Source organism: Halomonas sp. HG01 (assembly GCF_000968715.2).
GTDB lineage: Bacteria > Pseudomonadota > Gammaproteobacteria > Pseudomonadales > Halomonadaceae > Halomonas > Halomonas halophila.
The window spans coordinates 972,777-991,193 of the sequence record NZ_CP022134.1 but is presented as its reverse complement, the minus strand read 5'-3'; the positions used below and the strand labels follow the sequence as shown (position 1 = coordinate 991,193).

Below are 18,417 nucleotides of genomic sequence, written 5' to 3'. Positions count from 1 at the left end.
GAACTTCCTCGATACAGGAGCGGGCCACCCGGAGTGGCCCGCCGTCAGGATGGCCGGCACCATTCGGTGCCGGCGGGTGGATCACATCAGGTTGTGGTTTTCCAGGTAGCCGACCACGGAGTCGTAGAACTCCTGGGTGATCTCGTTCTTCTCGGCCCAGCTGGCCCACTCTTCCTTGGCGATGTTGCGGAACTTGACGCGCTCCTCGGCCGGCAGATCGATGATCTCGATGTCCGGGTTCTGGCGCGCCTCGCGCACGGCCTCGAGGTCGCGGGTCTTGAGCTCGGCGACCATCTCGTAGGCCAGATCATCCACGGAGGTCTCGAGGATCGCCTGGAGGTCCGCCGGCAGGCCATCCCAGATGTCCTTGTTCAGCGAGACCGAGACCATCGGCAGGGAGTGGAAGCCCGGATACAGCGGATACGGCGCGAACTCGTGCAGGCCCTGGGCCTGGTTGGTGGCGAACACCGTGTAGTCGGCCGCGTCGATCACGCCCTTCTCCAGGCCGGTGTAGACCTCGGAGCCCGGCAGGTTGACCGGCGTCGCGCCGGCGGCCTCGAAGATGTTGTAGACCATGCCCTCGGGGGCACGCAGCTTGAGCCCCTGCATGTCCTCGATGGAGCGAATCGGCTTGGTGGACGGCAGCGACTCGAGGCCGGTGGCGGCGGCGCCGATCAGGTGCAGGCCGTAGGGCTCGACGAGCTCGTTGTAGAGCTCTTCGCCACCGGCGTTGTTCATGTAGTCGAGGAAGTCGTAGGGATCGCTCCAGGCGCCGACCAGGTTGCCGATCATGCCGAAGGCCGGGTTCTGGCCGGTGAAGTAGCTCGGGTCGGTCAGGTGGCCCTGGAGGATACCGGACTGCACCGCCTGCAGGGTCTGGTTGGCCTGGACGACCGCGTTCACCGGCAGGATCTCGATGCTGATGCGGCCATCGGACATCTGCTCGACGTTGTCGGCCCAGGCCTTCTTCATCTCGAACTGCGGCTCGCCGGAGGTCTCGGACGTCTGGAAGGTCCACTCGTAGTCGGCGGCCTGGGCGTTGAAGGCCATGGCACCGAGCACGGCGACGGTCAGGGTCTTGAGAGGCATGCGTGTGATCATGAGGCTTCCTTATCGCTGCTTGTTTTAGAAACGTCAGATGTCGAAACATCGAGGGTGGGAAGGGCCGGCAGCATGGCCTCGAGGCCCAGATCCCGGCCGGTGCGTTCCAGCACCTTGAGGGCCGCCGCAGCGGCCTGTTCCGGCTGACGCAGGCGAATCGCCTCCATCATCCGGCGATGGCGTTCCATGCTGTCATGGAGCTCGTCGGCACTATGGTTGGAGCGCTCTACCAGCAGCGCGATGGCCGGCTTCAGCACATGGCTGATCTGGGCCCAGACCAGGTTGTGCGACGCCGCGAAGATGGCCTCGTGAAAGGCCACGTCGTAGTCGTCGTGGGAGATGCCCTGCCAGTGCAGATCGTCATGTTCCAGCGCGTGGATCATGCCCTCGTAGGCGGACTCGATGGCCAGCAGATCGGCGGCAGTGGCGTGCTCCGCGGCCAGGCGCGCGACGAACGGTTCCACGGCGACCCGGAAGGCGAAGATCTCACGCTGGATGCGCGGGTTGGGCTGGGCGAAGCGCGCCATCCAGCCGCTCACCCGGGGATCGAGGAGATGCCACTCGGTCAGCGCCCGCACCCGCGTGCCCTGGCCGGAGATGCGCGTGAGCAGGCCCGCCGTGACCAGCGTCTGCAGGGCGCTGCGCACGGTGCTGCGACTGACGCCGAAGCGCTCGCAGAGGTCCAGCTCCTTGGGCACGAAGTCGCCCGGGCCGTAATGGCCGCTGAAGATGTCCTCGGCGAGCACATCGGCGATGTCGGGGCGCGCGGCGCGGCGCGTGGAGTCGGCGGCGTGGGACATGTTCGGCATTCCACTGTTCCGGAGCCCTGTCGGACTCCATTCTCGTTATGTCGGACATAGGCTCGGATAAAATCGGACTCGACGCCTTTAGACTTTGGTCTTCTTTCTATACCCGAGCGCATCGCGCCCGACGCTTGCGACCCCGCAGACGTCAGGCACAATGCCTCCATGGACCCTGAGCAGCGGCAAGGAACGATATGACGCGACCGATCGTCGTCTTCGGCGGCAGCGGCTTTCTCGGCGACGCCCTGGTGCGCGAACTGGTGGAGGCCGGGCGGCCGGTGCGTCTGGTGGCCCGTCACCCGGCCTGGCCGAGCTGGGCCGAGAGCGGCGATCCGCTGGAGCTGGTCACGGCCGATATCCGCCATGAGGAAGAAGTGGCCGCGGCGCTGGAAGGCGCGGCGACGGTGGTCAACGCGGTCAGCCTCTACGTGGAGACCCGCGAGCTCGGCTTCGAGGCGATTCATGTGGAAGGAGCCGGCCGGCTGGCGCGGCTGGCGAGGGAGGTCGGCATCGACCGGCTGGTGCAGCTCTCGGGCATCGGCGCCGAGTCGACCTCGCCCTCGGCCTACGTGCGCGCCCGGGCGCAGGGAGAGCGCGCGGTGCTGGCGGCCATGCCCAGGGCGATCATCGTGCGACCGAGCGTGCTGTTCGGGCCGAATGACGCCTTTCTCGGCGGACTGGCGCGGCTCGTCCGGCTCCCGGCAGTCCCGCTGTTCGGGCGCGGCGAGACCCGCCTGCAGCCGGTGCACGTCATCGACGTGGCGCGCGCCCTCGCCCGCCTGACCGGCCCCGAGGCGCCGGCCCGGCGGCTGTTCGAGCTCGGCGGTGGCGACGTGCTGCGCTATCGGGAGATCGTCGAGCTGGTGATGGCCCGACTCGGCCGTGAACGTCCGCTGGTGCCGGTGCCCTTCTGGCTGTGGCGGGCCCTGGCCGGCGGGCTCTCGCGGCTGCCGAGCCCGCCGCTGACCCGCGATCAGATCATCCTCATGCAGCGCAACAACGTGGTCGCCGACGGTGTCGGCACCTTCGACGACCTGGGACTCCGGCCGCGCTCGCTACGCGAGGGCCTGCCGGACAGCCTGGCGTCGCCTGCCCGCTGAGCCCCGCTCGACGAGCCCGCCGCACGGCGGCGGGCGAGGCTCAAGCCTTCTTGACGAACGCCGACTTCAGCTTCATCGGGCCGATGCCGTCGATCTTGCAGTCGATGTCGTGATCCCCGTCGACCAGGCGAATGCCCTTCACCTTGGTGCCCACCTTCACCACCGAGGACGAACCCTTGACCTTGAGGTCCTTGATCACGGTGACGGTGTCGCCGTCGACCAGCGCGTTGCCGTTGGCATCGCGGATCACCGGGGCGTCGTCTTCCGCGTCCGGGGCCGCATCGGTCCACTCATGGGCGCACTCGGGGCACACGTACTGCAGGCCGTCGTGATAGGTGAACTCGGAGGCGCACTGGGGGCACTGGGGCATATCGCTCATGAAAAAGACCTCAGGGAAATTCGGAGAGCGCGCAAGCCTACACCGTTGGCCACTCGAACTCCATGTCGCCGTTGCACCCGGTCAGGATCCTGCTAGGGTGAGACCGACATTCTCTCATGCAGGAGATAGCGATGGACTCATCCGTCAACAACGTCGTCGCCCAGTCGCAGATGCTGGCGCACTACCAGACCGCCCAGCAGGCCCAGATGCAGGTGTTCAAGGAAGCCCTGGACACCCAGCAGCAGCAGGTCACCTCACTGCTGGAATCCGCCGCCGCCCAGCCCCAGCTGGCCCGGGACGGCAGCCTCGGCACCCAGATCAACACCTACGCCTGAATCTACGTCCTAGAGGCCGTACTCGCGCTCCACCCGCGCCACGCGTACCCGGTAGCGCGAGTACCAGACCTCCCGCCCCAGCCGCTGCGCCTCGCGATGTTCCACCTGCGCCTTCCAGCCTCGAATCGCCTCCGGGTCCGACCAGTAGGACACGGTGATGCCCACGCCCTCCCGGGCCGACTCCACGCCCAGAAATCCCGGCTGTCCGGCGGCCAGCGCCAGCATGCGCTCGGCCATGGCGGCATAGCCCTCGTCATGCTCGTGGCGCAGCGAGGTGAAGATCACGGCGTAGTAAGGTGGCTGGGGCGTCTCGGCCAGCATGCCGGCCTCCATGACACTCATTCGCCGATGTCCTCATGCCAGAGCGCGGGCTTCTCGGCGATGAAGGCCTCCATCAGGGCGATGCAGTCCGGATCCTGCAGCACCTCGACCTCGACGCCCCGCTCCCGCAGCAGCGCCTCCTCGCCGAGGAAGGTGCGGTTCTCGCCGATCACCACCCGCGGGATGCCGTAGAGCAGGATCGCCCCGGTGCACATCGCGCAGGGCGACAGCGTGGTATAGAGGGTCGACTCGCGATAGATCTCTGCCGCCTGGCGCCCGGCGTTCTCCAGGGCGTCCATCTCGCCGTGCAGCACGGTGCTGCCGAGCTGCACGCGTTGATTGTGGCCGGTGCCGAGGATCACCCCGCGATGCACCAGCACCGATCCGATCGGAATGCCGCCCTCGTCACGGCTGGTCCGCGCGGCCTCCAGTGCCGCCCTCATGAAATGCTCCATGGCTGATGCTCCCGTATCGTGCTGCGGTCGAATATGTCCGCTCACAGCCTATGCCTTCCCGCCAGGGCCCGACCAGCCCCGCCCCCCGCACGAGGCATCCACGCCGGCCTCCCCCCACCGGCATCAGACCGCTCCGAAGAAAACGACAACCTTTTGTTTTAAAAAGAATTCCTGAGAAAAATGCTCCGTATCAACCGCCTTGCCAGTCTCCCGCTTTCGACTAACTTTAGCCATGTGGCCGACGCATTCCCGGGGGATGCCCGAGTCACACGGGATAATTCCACAAGGGGGTGATGCATGAAGCACACGACGTCAGGGATAGTGGCAGCGGGGCTCGCGATCTCCATGACCGGTACGGCCTGGGCGCAGGAAAACGCCTCCCAGGACACGCAGGGCAGCGAGGGCCCTCCGAATATCCTGGTGATCTGGGGCGACGACATCGGCTGGAGCAACCTCTCGGCCTACGAGCACTCGGTGATGGGCTACTCGACCCCGAACATCGACCGGATCGCCGACGAAGGCGCAATGTTCACGGACCACTATGCCCAGCCGTCCTGCACCGCGGGGCGCGCCGCCTTCCTCACTGGGCAATATCCGATCCGCTCGGGCATGACCACGGTCGGCCAGCCCGGCTCGCCCCTGGGCCTTCAGACCGAATCGCCGAGCCTCGCCGAGATGCTGAAGGCGGAAGGCTATCGCACCGGCCAGTTCGGCAAGAATCACCTGGGCGACCGCAACGAGCATCTGCCAACGATGCACGGCTTCGATGAATTCTTCGGCAATCTCTATCATCTCAACACTCAGGAAGAATCCGAACAGCGTGACTACCAGCGCTTCGGCGAGGCCTTCTCCGGGTCGCTGGAGGCCTACGAGGAACGGTTCGGCACCCGTGGGGTGCTCCACACCTTCGCCACGGAGGAATTCGACGACACGGAGATGCCGCGCTTCGGCGTGATCGGCGCCCAGACCATCGAGGACACCGGCCCGCTGACCCGCGAGCGCATGGAGAATTTCGACTCCGACGAGGTGATACCCCTGGCCCTGGACTTCATGGAGGAGGCCAGCAGCGCCGGCGATCCCTTCTTCGTATGGCTGAACACCAGCCGCATGCATCTGTACACGCACCTCGACGACGAGTGGCGCTACGCCGCGGAGGAACACACGTCCGAGGCCGATATTCACGGCTCGGGGATGCTGCAGCACGATCACGACATCGGCACGGTGCTGGACTGGCTGGACGAGCAGGGACTGGCCGGGAACACCATCGTCTGGTACTCCACCGACAACGGCCCCGAGCACAGCTCCTGGCCGCACGGCGGCACCACGCCCTTCCGCGGCGAGAAGATGACCACCTTCGAGGGCGGCGTCCGAGTTCCGTCAATGATTCGCTGGCCCGACCATATTCCCGCCGGCAGCGTCCTGAACGGCATCCAGGGCCACCAGGACATGTTCACCAGCCTGGCAGTAGCGGCCGGCGTCGAGGATCCCGCCGAGCGCATGATGAGCGAGAAGGAGCAATACATCGACGGCGTCAATAACCTGCCCTACTGGATGGGCGAACGGGACCGGTCCGATCGCGACCATATCTTCCACTACTACGAGAGCAAGCTCACCGCGGTACGCATGGGTCCCTGGAAGTTCCACTTCTCTACCAAGGAGAACTACTACGACAACCTGGTGCCGCGGACCGTACCGCTGGTGTTCAACCTGCGCATGGACCCTTACGAAAGCTACGACTCGCCGGACAGCTACGGCCACCTGATGCAGAAGGTCTCGTGGCTCATCCAGCCGATGTCGGTGCTGATGCAGGAGCACCTGGCCTCGCTGGCCGAGTATCCGCCGGTACAGGGTGGCGCTTCCTTCGACATGTCCAACGTGGTCGATGAGTTCATGAACAAGGCCATCCAGTAACCCGGCCTCGCCGTCCGCCATGGCCACCCGAGGGTGGCCATGGCGGTGTCGCGTCTGGACGTCACGCTGCCGACACGACAGGATGATCACCGTGGCTGGCCACCGGGGCGCCACGACACAGGGAATGTCATCGCATTGAATACCCAGGCCTCATCCCGTACCGCCGTCTTCGTCCATCGCTGCCTGCGCCCGAGCGCCGCGGCGGCCCTTCTGCTGACCGGCCTGCTGACCCTGTTGATAGCAGGCGCCGCCCAGGCCGCCTCGCCGCGACTGGCCAGCGAGGGCGACGGCTACGCGCCGGAAGGCAGCTGCGCCGGCTGTCATCAGGCCGAACATGACGCCTGGAAGGATTCCGACCACGGCTGGGCCATGCGCCCCGCCACGCCGGACAACGTGCTCGGCGACTTCGCGGATGCTCGCTTCACCGACAGTGGCCAGGAAGGCGAGAGCCAGGCTCTGTTCCACCGGCAGGGCGAGCGTTTCCTGGTCACCCTCGAAGGCCCCGGCGAGCCCGAGGCCACCCACGAGATCGCCTATACCTTCGGCTACCAGCCCCTCCAGCAATACCTGATCGCGATGCCCGGTGGCCGACTGCAGAGCCTGACCATCGCCTGGGACTCTCGTTCGGCGGCGGAAGGGGGCCAGCGCTGGTTTTCGCTCTATCCCGGCCAGACCTTCACCCCGGACGATCCCCTGCACTGGCAGGGCCGCTACCAGAACTGGAACGCCATGTGCGCCGACTGCCACTCCACCAACCTGCAGAAGGGCTATGACCCGGTGGAGGACGTCTTCGACACCACCTGGCACGAGCAGAGCGTCGGCTGCCAGAGCTGCCACGGCCCGAGCCAGGCGCACCTCGACTGGGCCCAGGACGTGCCCTGGGCACAGGACGACGCATCGGCGGCCGCCCCGAGCGCCGAATTGAGCGCCGCCTCCAGCGACACGCCGGGCACGTCGAACAGCGCCGAGGACATCGGCCTCGGCGTGGACCTCGACGACATGTCCGGCCAGGAGATGGTCGGCCAGTGCGCCCGCTGCCACAGCCGGCGCACCACTCTGGGGGCAGGCCCGGCCCACGGCGAGCCGCTGCTCGACAGCGCGCTGCCCAGCCTGCTGACGGAGGGGCTCTATCATGCCGACGGCCAGATCCAGGGCGAGGTCTACGTCTACGGCTCCTTCGCCCAGAGCAGGATGTACCAGGCAGGCGTGACCTGCACCGACTGCCACGACCCGCACACCAACCGCGTGCGGGTCGAAGGCAACGGACTCTGCACCCAGTGCCACAACACCGCTCAATCGCCCCGCTTCCCGGAGCTCGAACCCGGCGACTACGACAGCGTCGAACACCACCATCACAGGCCCGGCAGCGAAGGCGCCCAGTGCGTGAACTGCCACATGCCGGAGACCACCTACATGGTGGTGGACCCGCGCCGCGATCACGCCTTCCGCGTGCCCCGCCCGGACCTGAACGAGGCCACTGACAGTCCGGATGCCTGCACCCGCTGCCACGACGGCATGTCTCCCGACCGTGCGGCCGGCAGCATCAGGGACTGGTTCGGCGACCTCGCCCGCACCGAGCAAGGCGGCACTCACTACGGCGAGGTCTTCGCCGCCGCGCGCCAGGGTCGCGACGACGCCCTCCGCCCCCTGCAGCGGCTGGCGGCGGACGACGACACGCCGGACATCGTGCGCGCCACGGCCATCGACGCCCTGGCGGACATGGGGCCGCCGGCCCTGCCCACCCTCGAGGCCGCGCTGGACGACGACAGCGGCCGGGTGCGCGCGGCCGCCGCGCCGGCCTTCGCCAGCGCCCCGGACGCGCTCAGGATGGAGCGCCTGCTGCCGCTGCTCGACGACCCGCTGCGGGCGGTCCGCGACGAAGCCGTGCGCGCCCTGGCCGGCATCTCGCCGATGGAGCTGCCCGAGGAGAGCCGCCAGGCCTACCGCGCCGCCCGCGAGGACACCGAACGCCGCCTGCGCGCCAATGCGGACCTGCCGGGCAACCGCCTGAGCCTGGCGGTGCTGCTCGAGCGCAGCGGAGAGCGCGACGACGCCATCGACCAGTACCGCGCGGCCCTGGCGATGGATCCCTACTTCCTGCCGGCTCGGGTCAACCTGGTCACGCTCCACTCGCGCGGCGGCGACACGGCGGCATCACGCCGGCTGCTGGAGGACGGGCTGGCCCTCGACGACATGCCCCGCACCGACCGCGGCCACCTGGCCTACCTGCTAGCCCTGTCGCTGGCGGAGACGCAGCAGTTCGACGAGGCCCTGGAGTGGCTGTCGAAGGCCGTCGAGTGGCGCCCCGGGCACGTGCGAACCCACTACAACCGCGCCCTGATCCTCGACCGGCTGGGCCACAAGCCCCAGGCCCTGGCGGCGCTGGAACAGGGCCTGCGACTGGCGCCGGACTCGCCGGACCTGCTCTACGCCGCGGTCTATCTGAATGCCGCGGCGGGGCGGATTCCCCAGGCGCTGTCGGCCCTGGAGCGGCTGCGTCGCCAGCGCCCGAACGACCCGCGCCTGCAGCAGCTCGAACGTCAGCTGCGCACCCGGTGACAAGGCGGCCGGCGACGCCGCCTATCTTGAGACATGCCCACAGAAGGAGTCTTCCATGAGTCAGTCCCCCCGCATCCTGGTCTTCGCCGGCAGCGCCCGCCGGGGCTCGTTCAACAAGCGCCTGGCTAAGCTGGCCGCCGAACGCATCGAGGCCCACGGCGGCCGGCCGACCCTCATCGACCTGGCCGACTACCCGATGCCGCTCTACGACGGTGACCTGGAAGAGACCAGCGGCCTGCCCGAGTCGGCGCTGGCCCTGCGCGAGCAGCTCGCCGAGCACCAGGGCCTGCTGATCGCCTCGCCGGAATACAACGGCTTCATCACGCCGCTGCTCAAGAACACCATCGACTGGCTGACCCGCCCCCATCAGGGCGACAGCGGCCTGGCGCTGTTCCAGGGTCGGCTGGCGGCCGTGGTGGCCGCCTCACCGGGCGGGCTCGGCGGACTGCGCGGCCTGGCATTGATCCGCCAGCTGCTCGGCAACATCGGCGTCACGGTACTGCCGGACCAGCTCGCCGTGGCCGGTGCCGGCGATGCCTTCGACGAAGAGGGACGGCTGGTCCAGGAAGGCCAGCGCAAGAGCCTCGACGGCATCTGCCGCCGGCTGGTCGAGGATCTGGAGCGCCTGCACGGCTGATCTCGGCGATGCGGCGCCCTCAGCGGGCGCCGTCATCAGCCAGGGTCCAGGCCACCAGCCGCACCACCAGCGGCCGCACGCTCAGCACGCCGATGAAGGCCACCGGCACGGCCCGCACGTAGGCCTGAGCCACCGCCGCGGGATAGCCGGCGTCGACGCCGCCGTTCACCGCGGTGATCACCAGGCTCATCAGCAGCGTCATCAGCGCGGACATGTAGAAGGCGAAGACCACGGGCGCGAAGCGGGTCGGCACGCCACGGCGGCGTGTCGCGCCGGCGGCGTCCTGCGTAGGGCGTGAAGGCATGGTGCTGTCCTCTGTCGGTGAATCGAACGCCTTCAGCCTAGGGAAGGACAGGGGGCATCAGTAGACGCCCCGGCCTTGGTTCACTATAAAGCTTTATTGACGAATCAATACCTGCATTACGAGATATACCCAATGGATACCCTGCGCGCCATCGAGAGCTTCGTGAAGGCCGTCGAGGCCGGCAGCATTGCCGGTGGTGCCCGGCGCCTCGGCATCAGCCCGGCCGCGGCCAGCCAGGCCATCGCGCGGCTCGAGGCCACGGTGGGCACTCGGCTGCTGGCCCGCACCACCCGCCGCATGTCGCTGACCGACAGCGGGGAGCTCTACTACCAGCACGTGCGACACGTGGCCCGCGATCTGGAGCGCGCCCACGGTGCCGTCTCCACGCTGCAGGCCGAGCCGCGCGGGCGGCTGCGGATCACCTCCACCGCCGCCTTCGGCCGCCACGTGCTGGCACCGCTGATGCCAGGCTTCAACGCCCGCTATCCACATCTGGCCCCGGAGCTGCTCACCACCGACCGCCGCGTGGACCACATCCACGAGGACGTGGACGTCAGCATTCGCTTCACGCCACAGCTCGAGGAGGGACTGGTGGCGCGGCGCATCGCCTCCATCCCCTTCCTGTTCTGCGCCTCGCCGGAGTACCTGGCCCGCGCCGGACATCCGCAGAGCCCAGAGGCGCTGCGCGACCACGATTGCCTGGTGTTTCGCTTTCCCACCGACGGCCGCTTCCTGAGCTGGGGCTTCATTCGTGACGGGATACGCTTCGAGGCGGACTTCCGGGCCGCCCTGATCAGCGACGATATCGACGTGCTGGCGAGCATGGCACTGGCCGGCGGCGGCATCACACGGCTGGCGGACTTCATCGCCGCCCCGCACATCGCGGCGGGGCGCCTGGTGCCGCTGTTCGTGGACGTGGAGGAAGGGGACGGCAGCGACACCCGCGCGGTGTCGGAGCCGATGGATATCTATCTGTGCGTCGACGACCGGCTGGCGCTGACGCCCAAGGTCTACGCCTTCATGGACTATCTGGTCGAGCATCTGCCGGCGGCCTGGCGACCGCGCTGACGGGCGCCCGGCGGCGGCTCACCGCCGCCCCTGACGGCGCAGGCGGCGGCGCACCCCGTGGCGATAGGCCACGGCGAGCGCCGGATTGATCAGCGGCAGGCCGATCAGCCACGCCAGCGGGCGCAGCCGCGGCACCCGGCGCATCAGCAGGAGGTAGGCGTCGAGACCGTCACACAGCCGGCCGTGCTCGTCCTCGACGTGAAGGGAATGCAGGGCATCATTCGGATCGATGCCGCGTTCGCGCAGGCGCGCCTGGTTGGCGGTGACGTCGACCCATTCCACTGCCGACGCCTCGCCGGCCATTCGCTCGTAGCGGCGCCGATCGCGGCGACATTTCGGGCAGACCGCATCGTAGTAGACCCTTAGCGTCGGTTCCTCTGGCATGGCAACCTCATCGTGAGACGCGCGCGGTGGGTCAGGCGGTCGCGGACGCCGGGGTCCGGGTCGCCAGGAACTCGCCCTTGCCCACCGGCACCAGGCTGGTGGTGAAGTCATCGTCCGCCTCCACCAGATCGATGAACGGCGCCAGCTCGTCGGCGTGGGAGGTGGCGTTGTCCACCACCAGCAGCCCGCCCGGCGCCAGGGTCTCGCGCACCACGGGCCACCAGTCGACGTAGCGCTCGCGGTCGGCATCGAGGAACACCAGGTCCCGCGAGGCCGGGGCCTCGCGGTCGAGCACCCGGCCGGCCTCGGCATGCAGCGATTCGATCACGTCCGCCAGCCCGGCCCGGGCGAAGTGTTCGCCGGCCATGCTCCAGCGTCCGGCGGCCCACTCCACCGTGGTGACCCGGCCGCCGAGCGCCCGGGCCGCCTCGGCCAGCCACAGGGTGGAGTAGCCGTTGGAGGTACCGATCTCGAGGATACGCCGCGCCCCGGTCGCCCGGACCAGCATGGCGAGGAACTCGCCGGTATCGCGGGTGATGTTGCGCAGTCGCTCGTCCGGCGTCGTGATGCTCCGGTCGTGGTGCTCGCCGAGACTCTCCAGCTCGGCCAGCAGAGCCCCGAAGGGCGTGGCGTGTTCCATGGCCATATCCTCTGGCATGTCGTCTCGTGATCGTCGTGCTCGCGGCTGGCGGCCCTCAGACGCCGATCTTGTCCTCGTACTCCTTGTCGGCATGACGATGCAGCGTCGAGTCGTCATCGCAGCTCGGCGACTGCAGGAAGGTCTCGGTGACGTCGAGATGGCCGAGGCTCTGGATGGTGCGGCGTCCCAGCAGCACCGGATAGTTCATGTCGCTGCGGTCCTCGAGGCTGAACTGCTCCTCGAAGCGTTCGTCGCCCATGCAGATCGTCATCAGCACCACCGGGCGGTGATCCCGGCCGCCGGCACCGACCACGGTAAGGTCGCGATAGAGCTGACGCTCGAATTCGTGGCTGACGATCTCGCCGCTCTCCTCGTCCTCGACCTCGACCTCAAAGCGCACCCAGTCCTCACCGTCGCGCTCGAACTCCTCGATGTCCTCCGCCTGCATGGAGGACGTCAGGGCGCCGCTGTCGAGCTTGGCCTTCACTTCCACGCCCCAGCTCGGGTCGATCAGGGTCTTCTCCACCCAGCCGTAGACTTCCGGCGCCTCGGCATCACTGGCCAGGGCGGTGCCGGACAGCAGGCCGGCCCCCAGCAGGGGCATCAGGGCTCGCGACAGGGACTTGTGCATGTTCTCTCCTTCGAATCATACGGTTGAGGACGGTGCCGGCGCAGGCCGGGCAGAATCGAGTGTCATCTGACACGTCCTCGGCGTCCAGGGTTCCGTCGGGCCATGGCATCGCGCCCGCCGGCCCGAGAGGCACCGGCGGGCGCCGCCGTCATGATGAGATGTCGAGCCGGCGGCGATGCGCCTCCTTGACCTTGGGCAGGGTCAGCTCCAGCACCCCGTCGCGGAAGCTCGCCCCGGCCTTGTCGGCGTCGATGTCGCAGGGCAGTTCCACGGTGCGCAGCACGCTGCCGCGGTAGATCTCGCAGCGATAGTACTCACCCTCCTCCTTCGTGCCGCTCTCCTTGCGGCTCTCGCCCTTGATGGTGACCGTGCGGTCGGTCACCGAGACGTCGAGATCCTCGCGAGCGAACCCGGGAACCTCGGCGCGCACCACCACCTCGGCGTCCTTGTCGAGGATATCGACCCGCGGCATCCGCGGCTCCAGACGATCCCAGCGCAGCGGATGCATCCAGTCCCGCGCCAGCAGGCCATCGAACAGGCGATCCAGCTCGCGGAACGGGCTGGCGGGACGCGACTCGGGGACCCGGGCTTCCGGCTCATCGGCCCCGGTGGCCGGGCGGGAGGAAGCGGCTTGTTGAAATGTCTTGTCGGCCATGATGTGGCACCTCGATACCGTCGATACGCAGAAGAATGCGCGGCGAGGCCTTGGCAGCCATCCTCGATCCCTCAGCTGCCCTCGATCCCTCCATGCGCTCGATCCATCGCCCGCCGTCCTCGCCGGCAGGGAGACGACCGCGCTTGCCGGTCGCATCATCAAGCGTAGGCGAGCGATCACTCACCACGATGACGCCGATCAACGTTTGTGTCGGTTCCTGTCCCGCAACCGCGGGCGTGGCGGCTAGCCTTAGGGGAAAGGGCCAACGACGGGAGACGCGGCATGGTGCTGGAACACGAACTCGGCCGGCATCGCCTGTTCAACGGACTGCAGACGGTGCTGATCCTGGGCGGCCTGACGCTGACGCTGTCCCTGCCCGGCTACCTGCTGGCGGGACCGGGCGGCGTGCTGATGAGCCTCTCGGCGGTGATCGTGACGGCCGTGATGATGAGCTGGATGCCGGCCCGGATGATCCTGGCCCGGGCCGGCGCCGAGCGGCTGCCGCCGTCCCGGGCGCCGGAGGTGCATGCGCTGCTCCGGCATCTCTACGCCGGCGCCGGCCTGACGATCGCGCCGCAGCTCTACTATGCGCCCTCGGCGGAGATCAACGCCTTCGCCGTGGGCGGCCCCCACGACGGCGGCATCGCGGTCACCGACGGCCTGCTGCGCTCGTTGACGCGGCGGGAGCTGGGCGGGGTGCTGGCCCATGAAGTGAGCCATCTGCGGCGCGGCGACACCCGGGTGATGTCGATCGCCACGGCCATGACCCGCATGACGCTGTGGCTGACCACGGCCGTGCAGCTGGCGATCCTGATCAGCCTGCCGATGATGCTGTCCGGCGAGGGCTCCCTGCCCTGGCTCACCCTGCTGACGATCGCCGTGGCGCCGACGCTCAGCGTGCTGCTATCACTGGCGCTGTCGCGCAATCGCGAATACACCGCCGACATGGAGGCCGTGGCGCTCACCGGCGATCCGGCGGGTCTCGCCTCGGCGCTGGTGGTACTGGAGCGTCAGCGCAGCGGCTGGCTGGCAAGCCTGTTCGGGCGTCGCCCGCCGCTGGAGATCGCCTGGCTGCGCACTCATCCGTCCACCGCGGCACGCATCCACCGGCTGGCCGAGATCGACGACGCGCCACATGCCCCGTTCGGCGATACCGACGAGGTCATGCCGCTTCGGCGCCCGATCCCGACCCGACGTCGCGGCGGGCACCGCTGGCGCTGAGGAAAGCCGCCGGCGGCTCAGTCCCGGCGACCTTCCCGCTCCAGGTCTTCCACGTCACCCATGGACGCCAGCTTGACGTCGCGCACGGTGCGGATGGTGGGCTTGAAGGCGAACAGCGCCGAGCCGACGATGAAGAACCAGGTCGCCAGCGTCTGCTGGCTCTCGTAGAGGAACAGCACCGAGCCGACCAGGAAGGCAGCCGCGGCGCCGAAGTCGACGAAGGTGTAGATCAGCTCCCAGAGGGCGTAGAGCCGGCGGGTGCGCGGGTTTTCCTCGCGCCGGTCGCGATCGAATAGCGCCATGCGCATCTCCTTGGACGATGGGGAAGGTCTCAGGGAGCGGCGCGTCGCAGCTGTTCGAACTCCTCGTCGCCGACTTCCTGACGCTCGGCATCGAGGATCCTGCCGCCCAGCGCGGCCACCGAGCGGGTGAAGTCGATCAGCGCATCGGGACTGTGGGCGACCCGCCGCTTGTTGCGAAAATGCACCAGGATGGAGATGCCGTCGACCACCGGATGCTCACCGTCCTCGTGAAGCGGCGGCAGCGCGCCGGGCGGCGTGCTGTTGGCGATCACCATGCGATAGCCGGTGCGCGGCGGATGGACGTTGTAGACCCGCTGCTTCGGATCGTAGGCCGCCCCGACCTCCTCCAGCTTGCGCCGGAGACGCCGATTGGTATCGAGCCCCGGCCAGTCGAGCACCACGAACAGGCACTGGCGCACCTCAGCGCCCTTGGCGACGCGAAAGCGCTCGGCCACCTGCTCGGGCTCGGGGAGCGTCGGGCCACTGGACGCCGAAGCGGGTTCAGGCGGCGACTCGGGCTTGGCCGCCGGCGCGGGCGTCGGCTCGCCGGATGTCTCGGCGCGGTCTCGGCGCAGATACCAGAAGACCCCCAGGGCCGAGACGCCCATGGCCAGTGCCACCACGGCCATCAGCATGGCACCGCTCATCATGTCCATCGCCCTCTATCCCCATCGAACCGTCATTTCCCTGAAAGAAACATGCCCACGGCCTCGGCACAATGCTTCCATGCCGGAAGCATCCCCCGGAAATCACGGCATTTTTCGGCTTTGTCAGCAAGGCTTCGTAACGTACTGCTTTGCCAGGAAAAGTTGGCGTCACCCCGACACCTGCGCCGCACGCTGATCGAGTCCCGCCCTCTCGTCGGGGCGCCGCCAGCTCATCAAGGGCGCCGCCAGCTAGTACAGAGAACCCAGCACGTTCGCCAGCGCCGGCGCCAGCAGCGGCGCCATGGGAATGGCGTTGCTGACATGGACGATGCAGTCGGTGCTCCACACCTCCCCCACGCCGGCGGCCTCGATCACCGCCAGGGCATCGTCGGCGAACAGCGCATGGGTCACCGCCAGGTCCACCGACGCCGCGCCGGCGGCCAGCAGCGCCTCGGCGGCCCGGGCCACGGTGTGGCCGGTGCTGGCCACGTCGTCCATCAGCACCGTTCGACGGCCGCGCAGCGCGATATCGGGCAGCGCGATCACCACCTCGCGGTCGCCGCGGCGGGTCTTGTGACAGACGCCGAAGGCGAAGCCCGTGGCGCTGGCGGCCTGCTGCACCCACTGGCGCGACTCGGCATCGGGGCCGATCAGCAGCGCCTCGTCGCGCTGCGCGGCGATCAGCTCGCCGAGGCGGACGGCGCCTGACAGTGCGACGGCATGCTCGAGCGGGATCGCCTGGTCGAGGCGGTCGATACGATGCAGATGCGGGTCGACGGTGATCACGGCGTCGAACAGCTCGGCCAGGAAGGCGCCGACCAGCGCCTGGCTGACGATCTCGCCGGGATGAAAGGCGATGTCCTGGCGCATGTAGGCCAGATAGGGCGCCACCAGCACCAGATGCCGTACGCCCTGACGACGGGCATGGCGGGCGATCAGCAGCAGCTCGACCAGCTTGTCGTTGGGCCGGTCGAGGCTGCGGTAGATCACCAGGGTCTCCGACATCGGCTCGGGGGAAGCGGCGGTGCCGGCGAAGGGCAGCGTCAGGCGCAGCTCCTGATCGGGAAAGCGGTGCTCCGCCACGGCCCGGGCCTCGAGTCCGGCAGCCTCGGCCAGCCGCCGGGCCGGGCCGGCCTCGTCGTTGACGTAGAGCAGCATGATGCTCATGGGCTCGCCATCCCTCCCGTTACCCTTCCACATTGAGCCGCACGATGCCCTCGTGTGAGCCGATGGCGACGCCGCGATCGCGTTCGCAGGCCTGGCGGGCGAAGGTCAGCTCGTTGGGTGAGGCGGCGTAGACGCGATACAGCGGCTGGCCGGCGCTCACCGTGTCGCCGATACGCACCGCCAGATCGACGCCGGCACCGATCGCCCGCGGCGCTCCGGCGAGCCGGGCGATGCGCGCCAGCTGCAGGTTGTCCAGGGCGGTCACCGCGCCGTCACAGTGAGCGGTCACTTCCAGGGTATGCGGCGCCAGCGGCGGATGCTCGGGATCGAAGGCATGCGCGCCCTGGGCCTGTATGATGGCCCGCATCTTGTCGAGCGCGCGGCCGTCGTCGAGGATGTCGCGGGCCAGGCCAAAGCCGTCGCCGCCGCGCACGTCGGGGTCGAACTCCAGCATCCGCCCAGCCAGGCGCAGTGCCTTCTGGCGCAGATCCATGGGCGCCTCCGGATGGTTGGTGAGTACTCGCATCACGTCTCGAGCCTCCAGGGCGGGACCGATGCCGCGCCCCACCGGCTGGCTGCCGTCGGTGATCACCACGTCCAGCGTCAGGCCCAGACGCCGGGCCACGAACTCGAACAGCTTGCGCAGCCGATGGGCCTCGGGCATGGAGCGCACCTTGGCGTGGGGCCCGATGGGCAGGTCGAGCAGCAGATGGGTCGAGCCGGCAGCGATCTTCTTGGACAGGATCGAGGCCACCATCTGGCCCGGCGAATCCACCGACAGCGGCCGCTCCACCGAGATCAGCACGTCATCGGCGGGCGACAGCTCGCTGGTGCCGCCCCAGGCCAGGCATCCGCGGTGAGTACGCACCAGCTCACCCAGCTCGTCGAAGGGCATGTCGACCCGCGCCAGCACCTCCATGGTATCGGCGGTGCCGGAGGGCGAGGTGATCGCCCGGGACGAGGTCTTGGGGCACAGCAGGCCGTGGGCGGCGACGATCGGCACCAGCAGCATCGAGGTGCGATTGCCGGGCACGCCGCCGATGCAGTGCTTGTCGACCACCGGCTGCTCGTGCCAGTCCAGCCGCCGCCCTACCCGGCTCATGGCATCGCTCAGGTAGAACACTTCCTCGCGGTCGAGCTCGCCCAGGTCGCAGGCCACCACGAAGGCGGTGAGCTCGATCTTGGAATAGCGCCGTTCGGCGATGTCGCGGATGATGCCGCGGAAGTCGTCGCGGGTCAGGCGCTCGCCGGCGAGCTTGCGATGCATGGCGGGAATCGAGGCCGGCGGCTCGGCCTGGCGGATGCTGACCGGGCAGCCCTCCGCCGCGTCCAGCGAAGCGAAGGCATCTTCAGAGAGGCCGAGCTCGCCACAGCCGACGATGGCCGCGTCGTCGACCACGTTGAGCGTGGCCAGGATGCGCCGGCCATCGGCGCGCACCTCCACCTTGGCCAGTGCCTGGAAGCCCTCAGCCCGGTAGCGGTCGCACTCGCGGTGCATGTAGGCCACGTTCTCGCGATAGGTGTCGATGCCGACGCGCTTGAGCGTCAGCGGCGTCAGCGCCTCCTCGCGGGCGGCGGGGTCGATATCTGAGCCGCGCGTCATCGGCGACTCCCGGCGTGGTGCGGCGGTGTCGGTCTCATGACGACAGCCTAGCAGCGCCTCGAACCCTACTCCCATGACGCCGGGCAAGCCGCCGGCAGAACGCGGCGCGCCCGCCCCGTTGTGGCAACGGGGCGGGCGCGATCGGAGCGGGACGGACCGTTCGTCACGCTCGGTGAGAGACGGTCAGTTCGACA

Annotated in this window: 21 protein-coding genes; 7 read left to right on the top strand and 14 right to left on the bottom strand. The window is 68.6% G+C overall.

Annotated features, from left to right (window positions below; translation table 11 throughout):
- Nucleotides 1-81: 81 nt before the first annotated feature.
- Nucleotides 82-1,101: a TRAP transporter substrate-binding protein gene (locus UN84_RS04555; protein ID WP_046077864.1), complete on the bottom strand. Its 1,020-nt coding sequence runs from the start codon at nt 1,099-1,101 to the stop codon at nt 82-84.
- Nucleotides 1,098-1,901, bottom strand: coding sequence for a FadR/GntR family transcriptional regulator (locus tag UN84_RS04550; protein WP_046077872.1), 804 nt, complete (start codon nt 1,899-1,901; stop codon nt 1,098-1,100). The genes UN84_RS04555 and UN84_RS04550 overlap by 4 nt, the downstream gene beginning before the upstream one ends.
- A 197-nt stretch (nt 1,902-2,098) precedes the next feature.
- Here UN84_RS04550 and UN84_RS04545 point away from each other — a divergent pair, with 197 nt between their 5' ends.
- Complete coding sequence (locus UN84_RS04545) at nt 2,099-3,004, top strand: complex I NDUFA9 subunit family protein (protein ID WP_046077863.1); 906 nt, start codon at nt 2,099-2,101, stop codon at nt 3,002-3,004.
- A 40-nt stretch (nt 3,005-3,044) separates the two neighbouring features.
- Here UN84_RS04545 and UN84_RS04540 read toward each other — a convergent pair whose 3' ends face one another.
- On the bottom strand, nt 3,045-3,383 hold the full coding sequence (locus tag UN84_RS04540; RefSeq protein WP_046077862.1) for a zinc ribbon domain-containing protein YjdM: 339 nt from the start codon (nt 3,381-3,383) through the stop codon (nt 3,045-3,047).
- Nucleotides 3,384-3,514: 131 nt separating this feature from the next.
- On the opposite strand from UN84_RS04540, the gene UN84_RS04535 reads away from it, so the two are divergent.
- Nucleotides 3,515-3,718 (top strand): YjfB family protein, encoded by a 204-nt coding sequence (locus UN84_RS04535; protein WP_046077861.1) that lies wholly within the window; start codon nt 3,515-3,517, stop codon nt 3,716-3,718.
- Between the two features lie 9 nt (nt 3,719-3,727).
- On the opposite strand, the gene UN84_RS04530 is transcribed toward UN84_RS04535, so the two are convergent.
- A complete protein-coding gene (locus UN84_RS04530) occupies nt 3,728-4,060 on the bottom strand; it encodes an antibiotic biosynthesis monooxygenase family protein (RefSeq protein ID WP_237022360.1) in 333 nt (110 codons plus the stop codon).
- Nucleotides 4,057-4,494: a nucleoside deaminase gene (locus tag UN84_RS04525; RefSeq protein WP_046077860.1), complete on the bottom strand. Its 438-nt coding sequence runs from the start codon at nt 4,492-4,494 to the stop codon at nt 4,057-4,059. The genes UN84_RS04530 and UN84_RS04525 overlap by 4 nt, the downstream gene beginning before the upstream one ends.
- A gap of 297 nt (nt 4,495-4,791) precedes the next feature.
- Between UN84_RS04525 and UN84_RS04520 the strand changes: the two genes are divergently transcribed.
- Genes UN84_RS04520 through UN84_RS04510 form a run of 3 tightly spaced genes read left to right on the top strand, consistent with a single transcriptional unit; the run spans nt 4,792 to nt 9,601 of the window.
- A complete protein-coding gene (locus UN84_RS04520; RefSeq protein WP_082090800.1) occupies nt 4,792-6,405 on the top strand; it encodes an arylsulfatase in 1,614 nt (537 codons plus the stop codon).
- Between the two features lie 39 nt (nt 6,406-6,444).
- Nucleotides 6,445-8,964, top strand: a complete 2,520-nt coding sequence (locus UN84_RS04515; RefSeq protein WP_082090799.1) for a tetratricopeptide repeat protein — start codon at nt 6,445-6,447, stop codon at nt 8,962-8,964.
- A 55-nt stretch (nt 8,965-9,019) separates the two neighbouring features.
- A complete protein-coding gene (locus UN84_RS04510) occupies nt 9,020-9,601 on the top strand; it encodes an NADPH-dependent FMN reductase (protein WP_035595910.1) in 582 nt (193 codons plus the stop codon).
- A 19-nt stretch (nt 9,602-9,620) separates the two neighbouring features.
- On the opposite strand, the gene UN84_RS04505 is transcribed toward UN84_RS04510, so the two are convergent.
- Entirely contained in the window at nt 9,621-9,905 is a 285-nt protein-coding gene (locus tag UN84_RS04505; RefSeq protein ID WP_046077859.1) for a DUF2798 domain-containing protein, read from the bottom strand.
- A gap of 132 nt (nt 9,906-10,037) precedes the next feature.
- On the opposite strand from UN84_RS04505, the gene UN84_RS04500 reads away from it, so the two are divergent.
- Nucleotides 10,038-10,973 carry a LysR family transcriptional regulator gene (locus tag UN84_RS04500; RefSeq protein ID WP_046077858.1) on the top strand — a complete coding sequence of 312 codons (936 nt, stop codon included), beginning with the start codon at nt 10,038-10,040 and terminating at the stop codon, nt 10,971-10,973.
- An 18-nt stretch (nt 10,974-10,991) separates the two neighbouring features.
- On the opposite strand, the gene UN84_RS04495 is transcribed toward UN84_RS04500, so the two are convergent.
- The 4 genes from UN84_RS04495 to UN84_RS04480 form a co-directional block, all read right to left on the bottom strand.
- Nucleotides 10,992-11,357 (bottom strand): thiol-disulfide oxidoreductase DCC family protein, encoded by a 366-nt coding sequence (locus tag UN84_RS04495; RefSeq protein WP_046077857.1) that lies wholly within the window; start codon nt 11,355-11,357, stop codon nt 10,992-10,994.
- Nucleotides 11,358-11,388: 31 nt separating this feature from the next.
- Nucleotides 11,389-12,015, bottom strand: a complete 627-nt coding sequence (locus UN84_RS04490) for an O-methyltransferase (RefSeq protein WP_237022359.1) — start codon at nt 12,013-12,015, stop codon at nt 11,389-11,391.
- Between the two features lie 37 nt (nt 12,016-12,052).
- Entirely contained in the window at nt 12,053-12,628 is a 576-nt protein-coding gene (gene rloA3 / locus UN84_RS04485) for a retropepsin-like aspartic peptidase RloA3 (RefSeq protein WP_046077855.1), read from the bottom strand.
- Between the two features lie 148 nt (nt 12,629-12,776).
- Nucleotides 12,777-13,283, bottom strand: coding sequence for an Hsp20/alpha crystallin family protein (locus UN84_RS04480; protein WP_173834955.1), 507 nt, complete (start codon nt 13,281-13,283; stop codon nt 12,777-12,779).
- Between the two features lie 282 nt (nt 13,284-13,565).
- Between UN84_RS04480 and UN84_RS04475 the strand changes: the two genes are divergently transcribed.
- Complete coding sequence (locus tag UN84_RS04475) at nt 13,566-14,504, top strand: zinc metalloprotease HtpX (protein WP_046077854.1); 939 nt, start codon at nt 13,566-13,568, stop codon at nt 14,502-14,504.
- 17 nt (nt 14,505-14,521) lie between these two features.
- Here UN84_RS04475 and UN84_RS04470 read toward each other — a convergent pair whose 3' ends face one another.
- The 4 genes from UN84_RS04470 to UN84_RS04455 form a co-directional block, all read right to left on the bottom strand.
- Nucleotides 14,522-14,806, bottom strand: a complete 285-nt coding sequence (locus tag UN84_RS04470; RefSeq protein WP_046077853.1) for a YrhK family protein — start codon at nt 14,804-14,806, stop codon at nt 14,522-14,524.
- A 29-nt stretch (nt 14,807-14,835) separates the two neighbouring features.
- Nucleotides 14,836-15,462: a cell division protein ZipA C-terminal FtsZ-binding domain-containing protein gene (locus tag UN84_RS04465; protein ID WP_046077852.1), complete on the bottom strand. Its 627-nt coding sequence runs from the start codon at nt 15,460-15,462 to the stop codon at nt 14,836-14,838.
- Nucleotides 15,463-15,702: 240 nt separating this feature from the next.
- Nucleotides 15,703-16,620 carry a ribose-phosphate diphosphokinase gene (locus tag UN84_RS04460; protein ID WP_046077851.1) on the bottom strand — a complete coding sequence of 306 codons (918 nt, stop codon included), beginning with the start codon at nt 16,618-16,620 and terminating at the stop codon, nt 15,703-15,705.
- 19 nt (nt 16,621-16,639) lie between these two features.
- Nucleotides 16,640-18,223, bottom strand: coding sequence for a thymidine phosphorylase family protein (locus UN84_RS04455; protein ID WP_046077850.1), 1,584 nt, complete (start codon nt 18,221-18,223; stop codon nt 16,640-16,642).
- Nucleotides 18,224-18,417 lie beyond the last annotated feature (194 nt).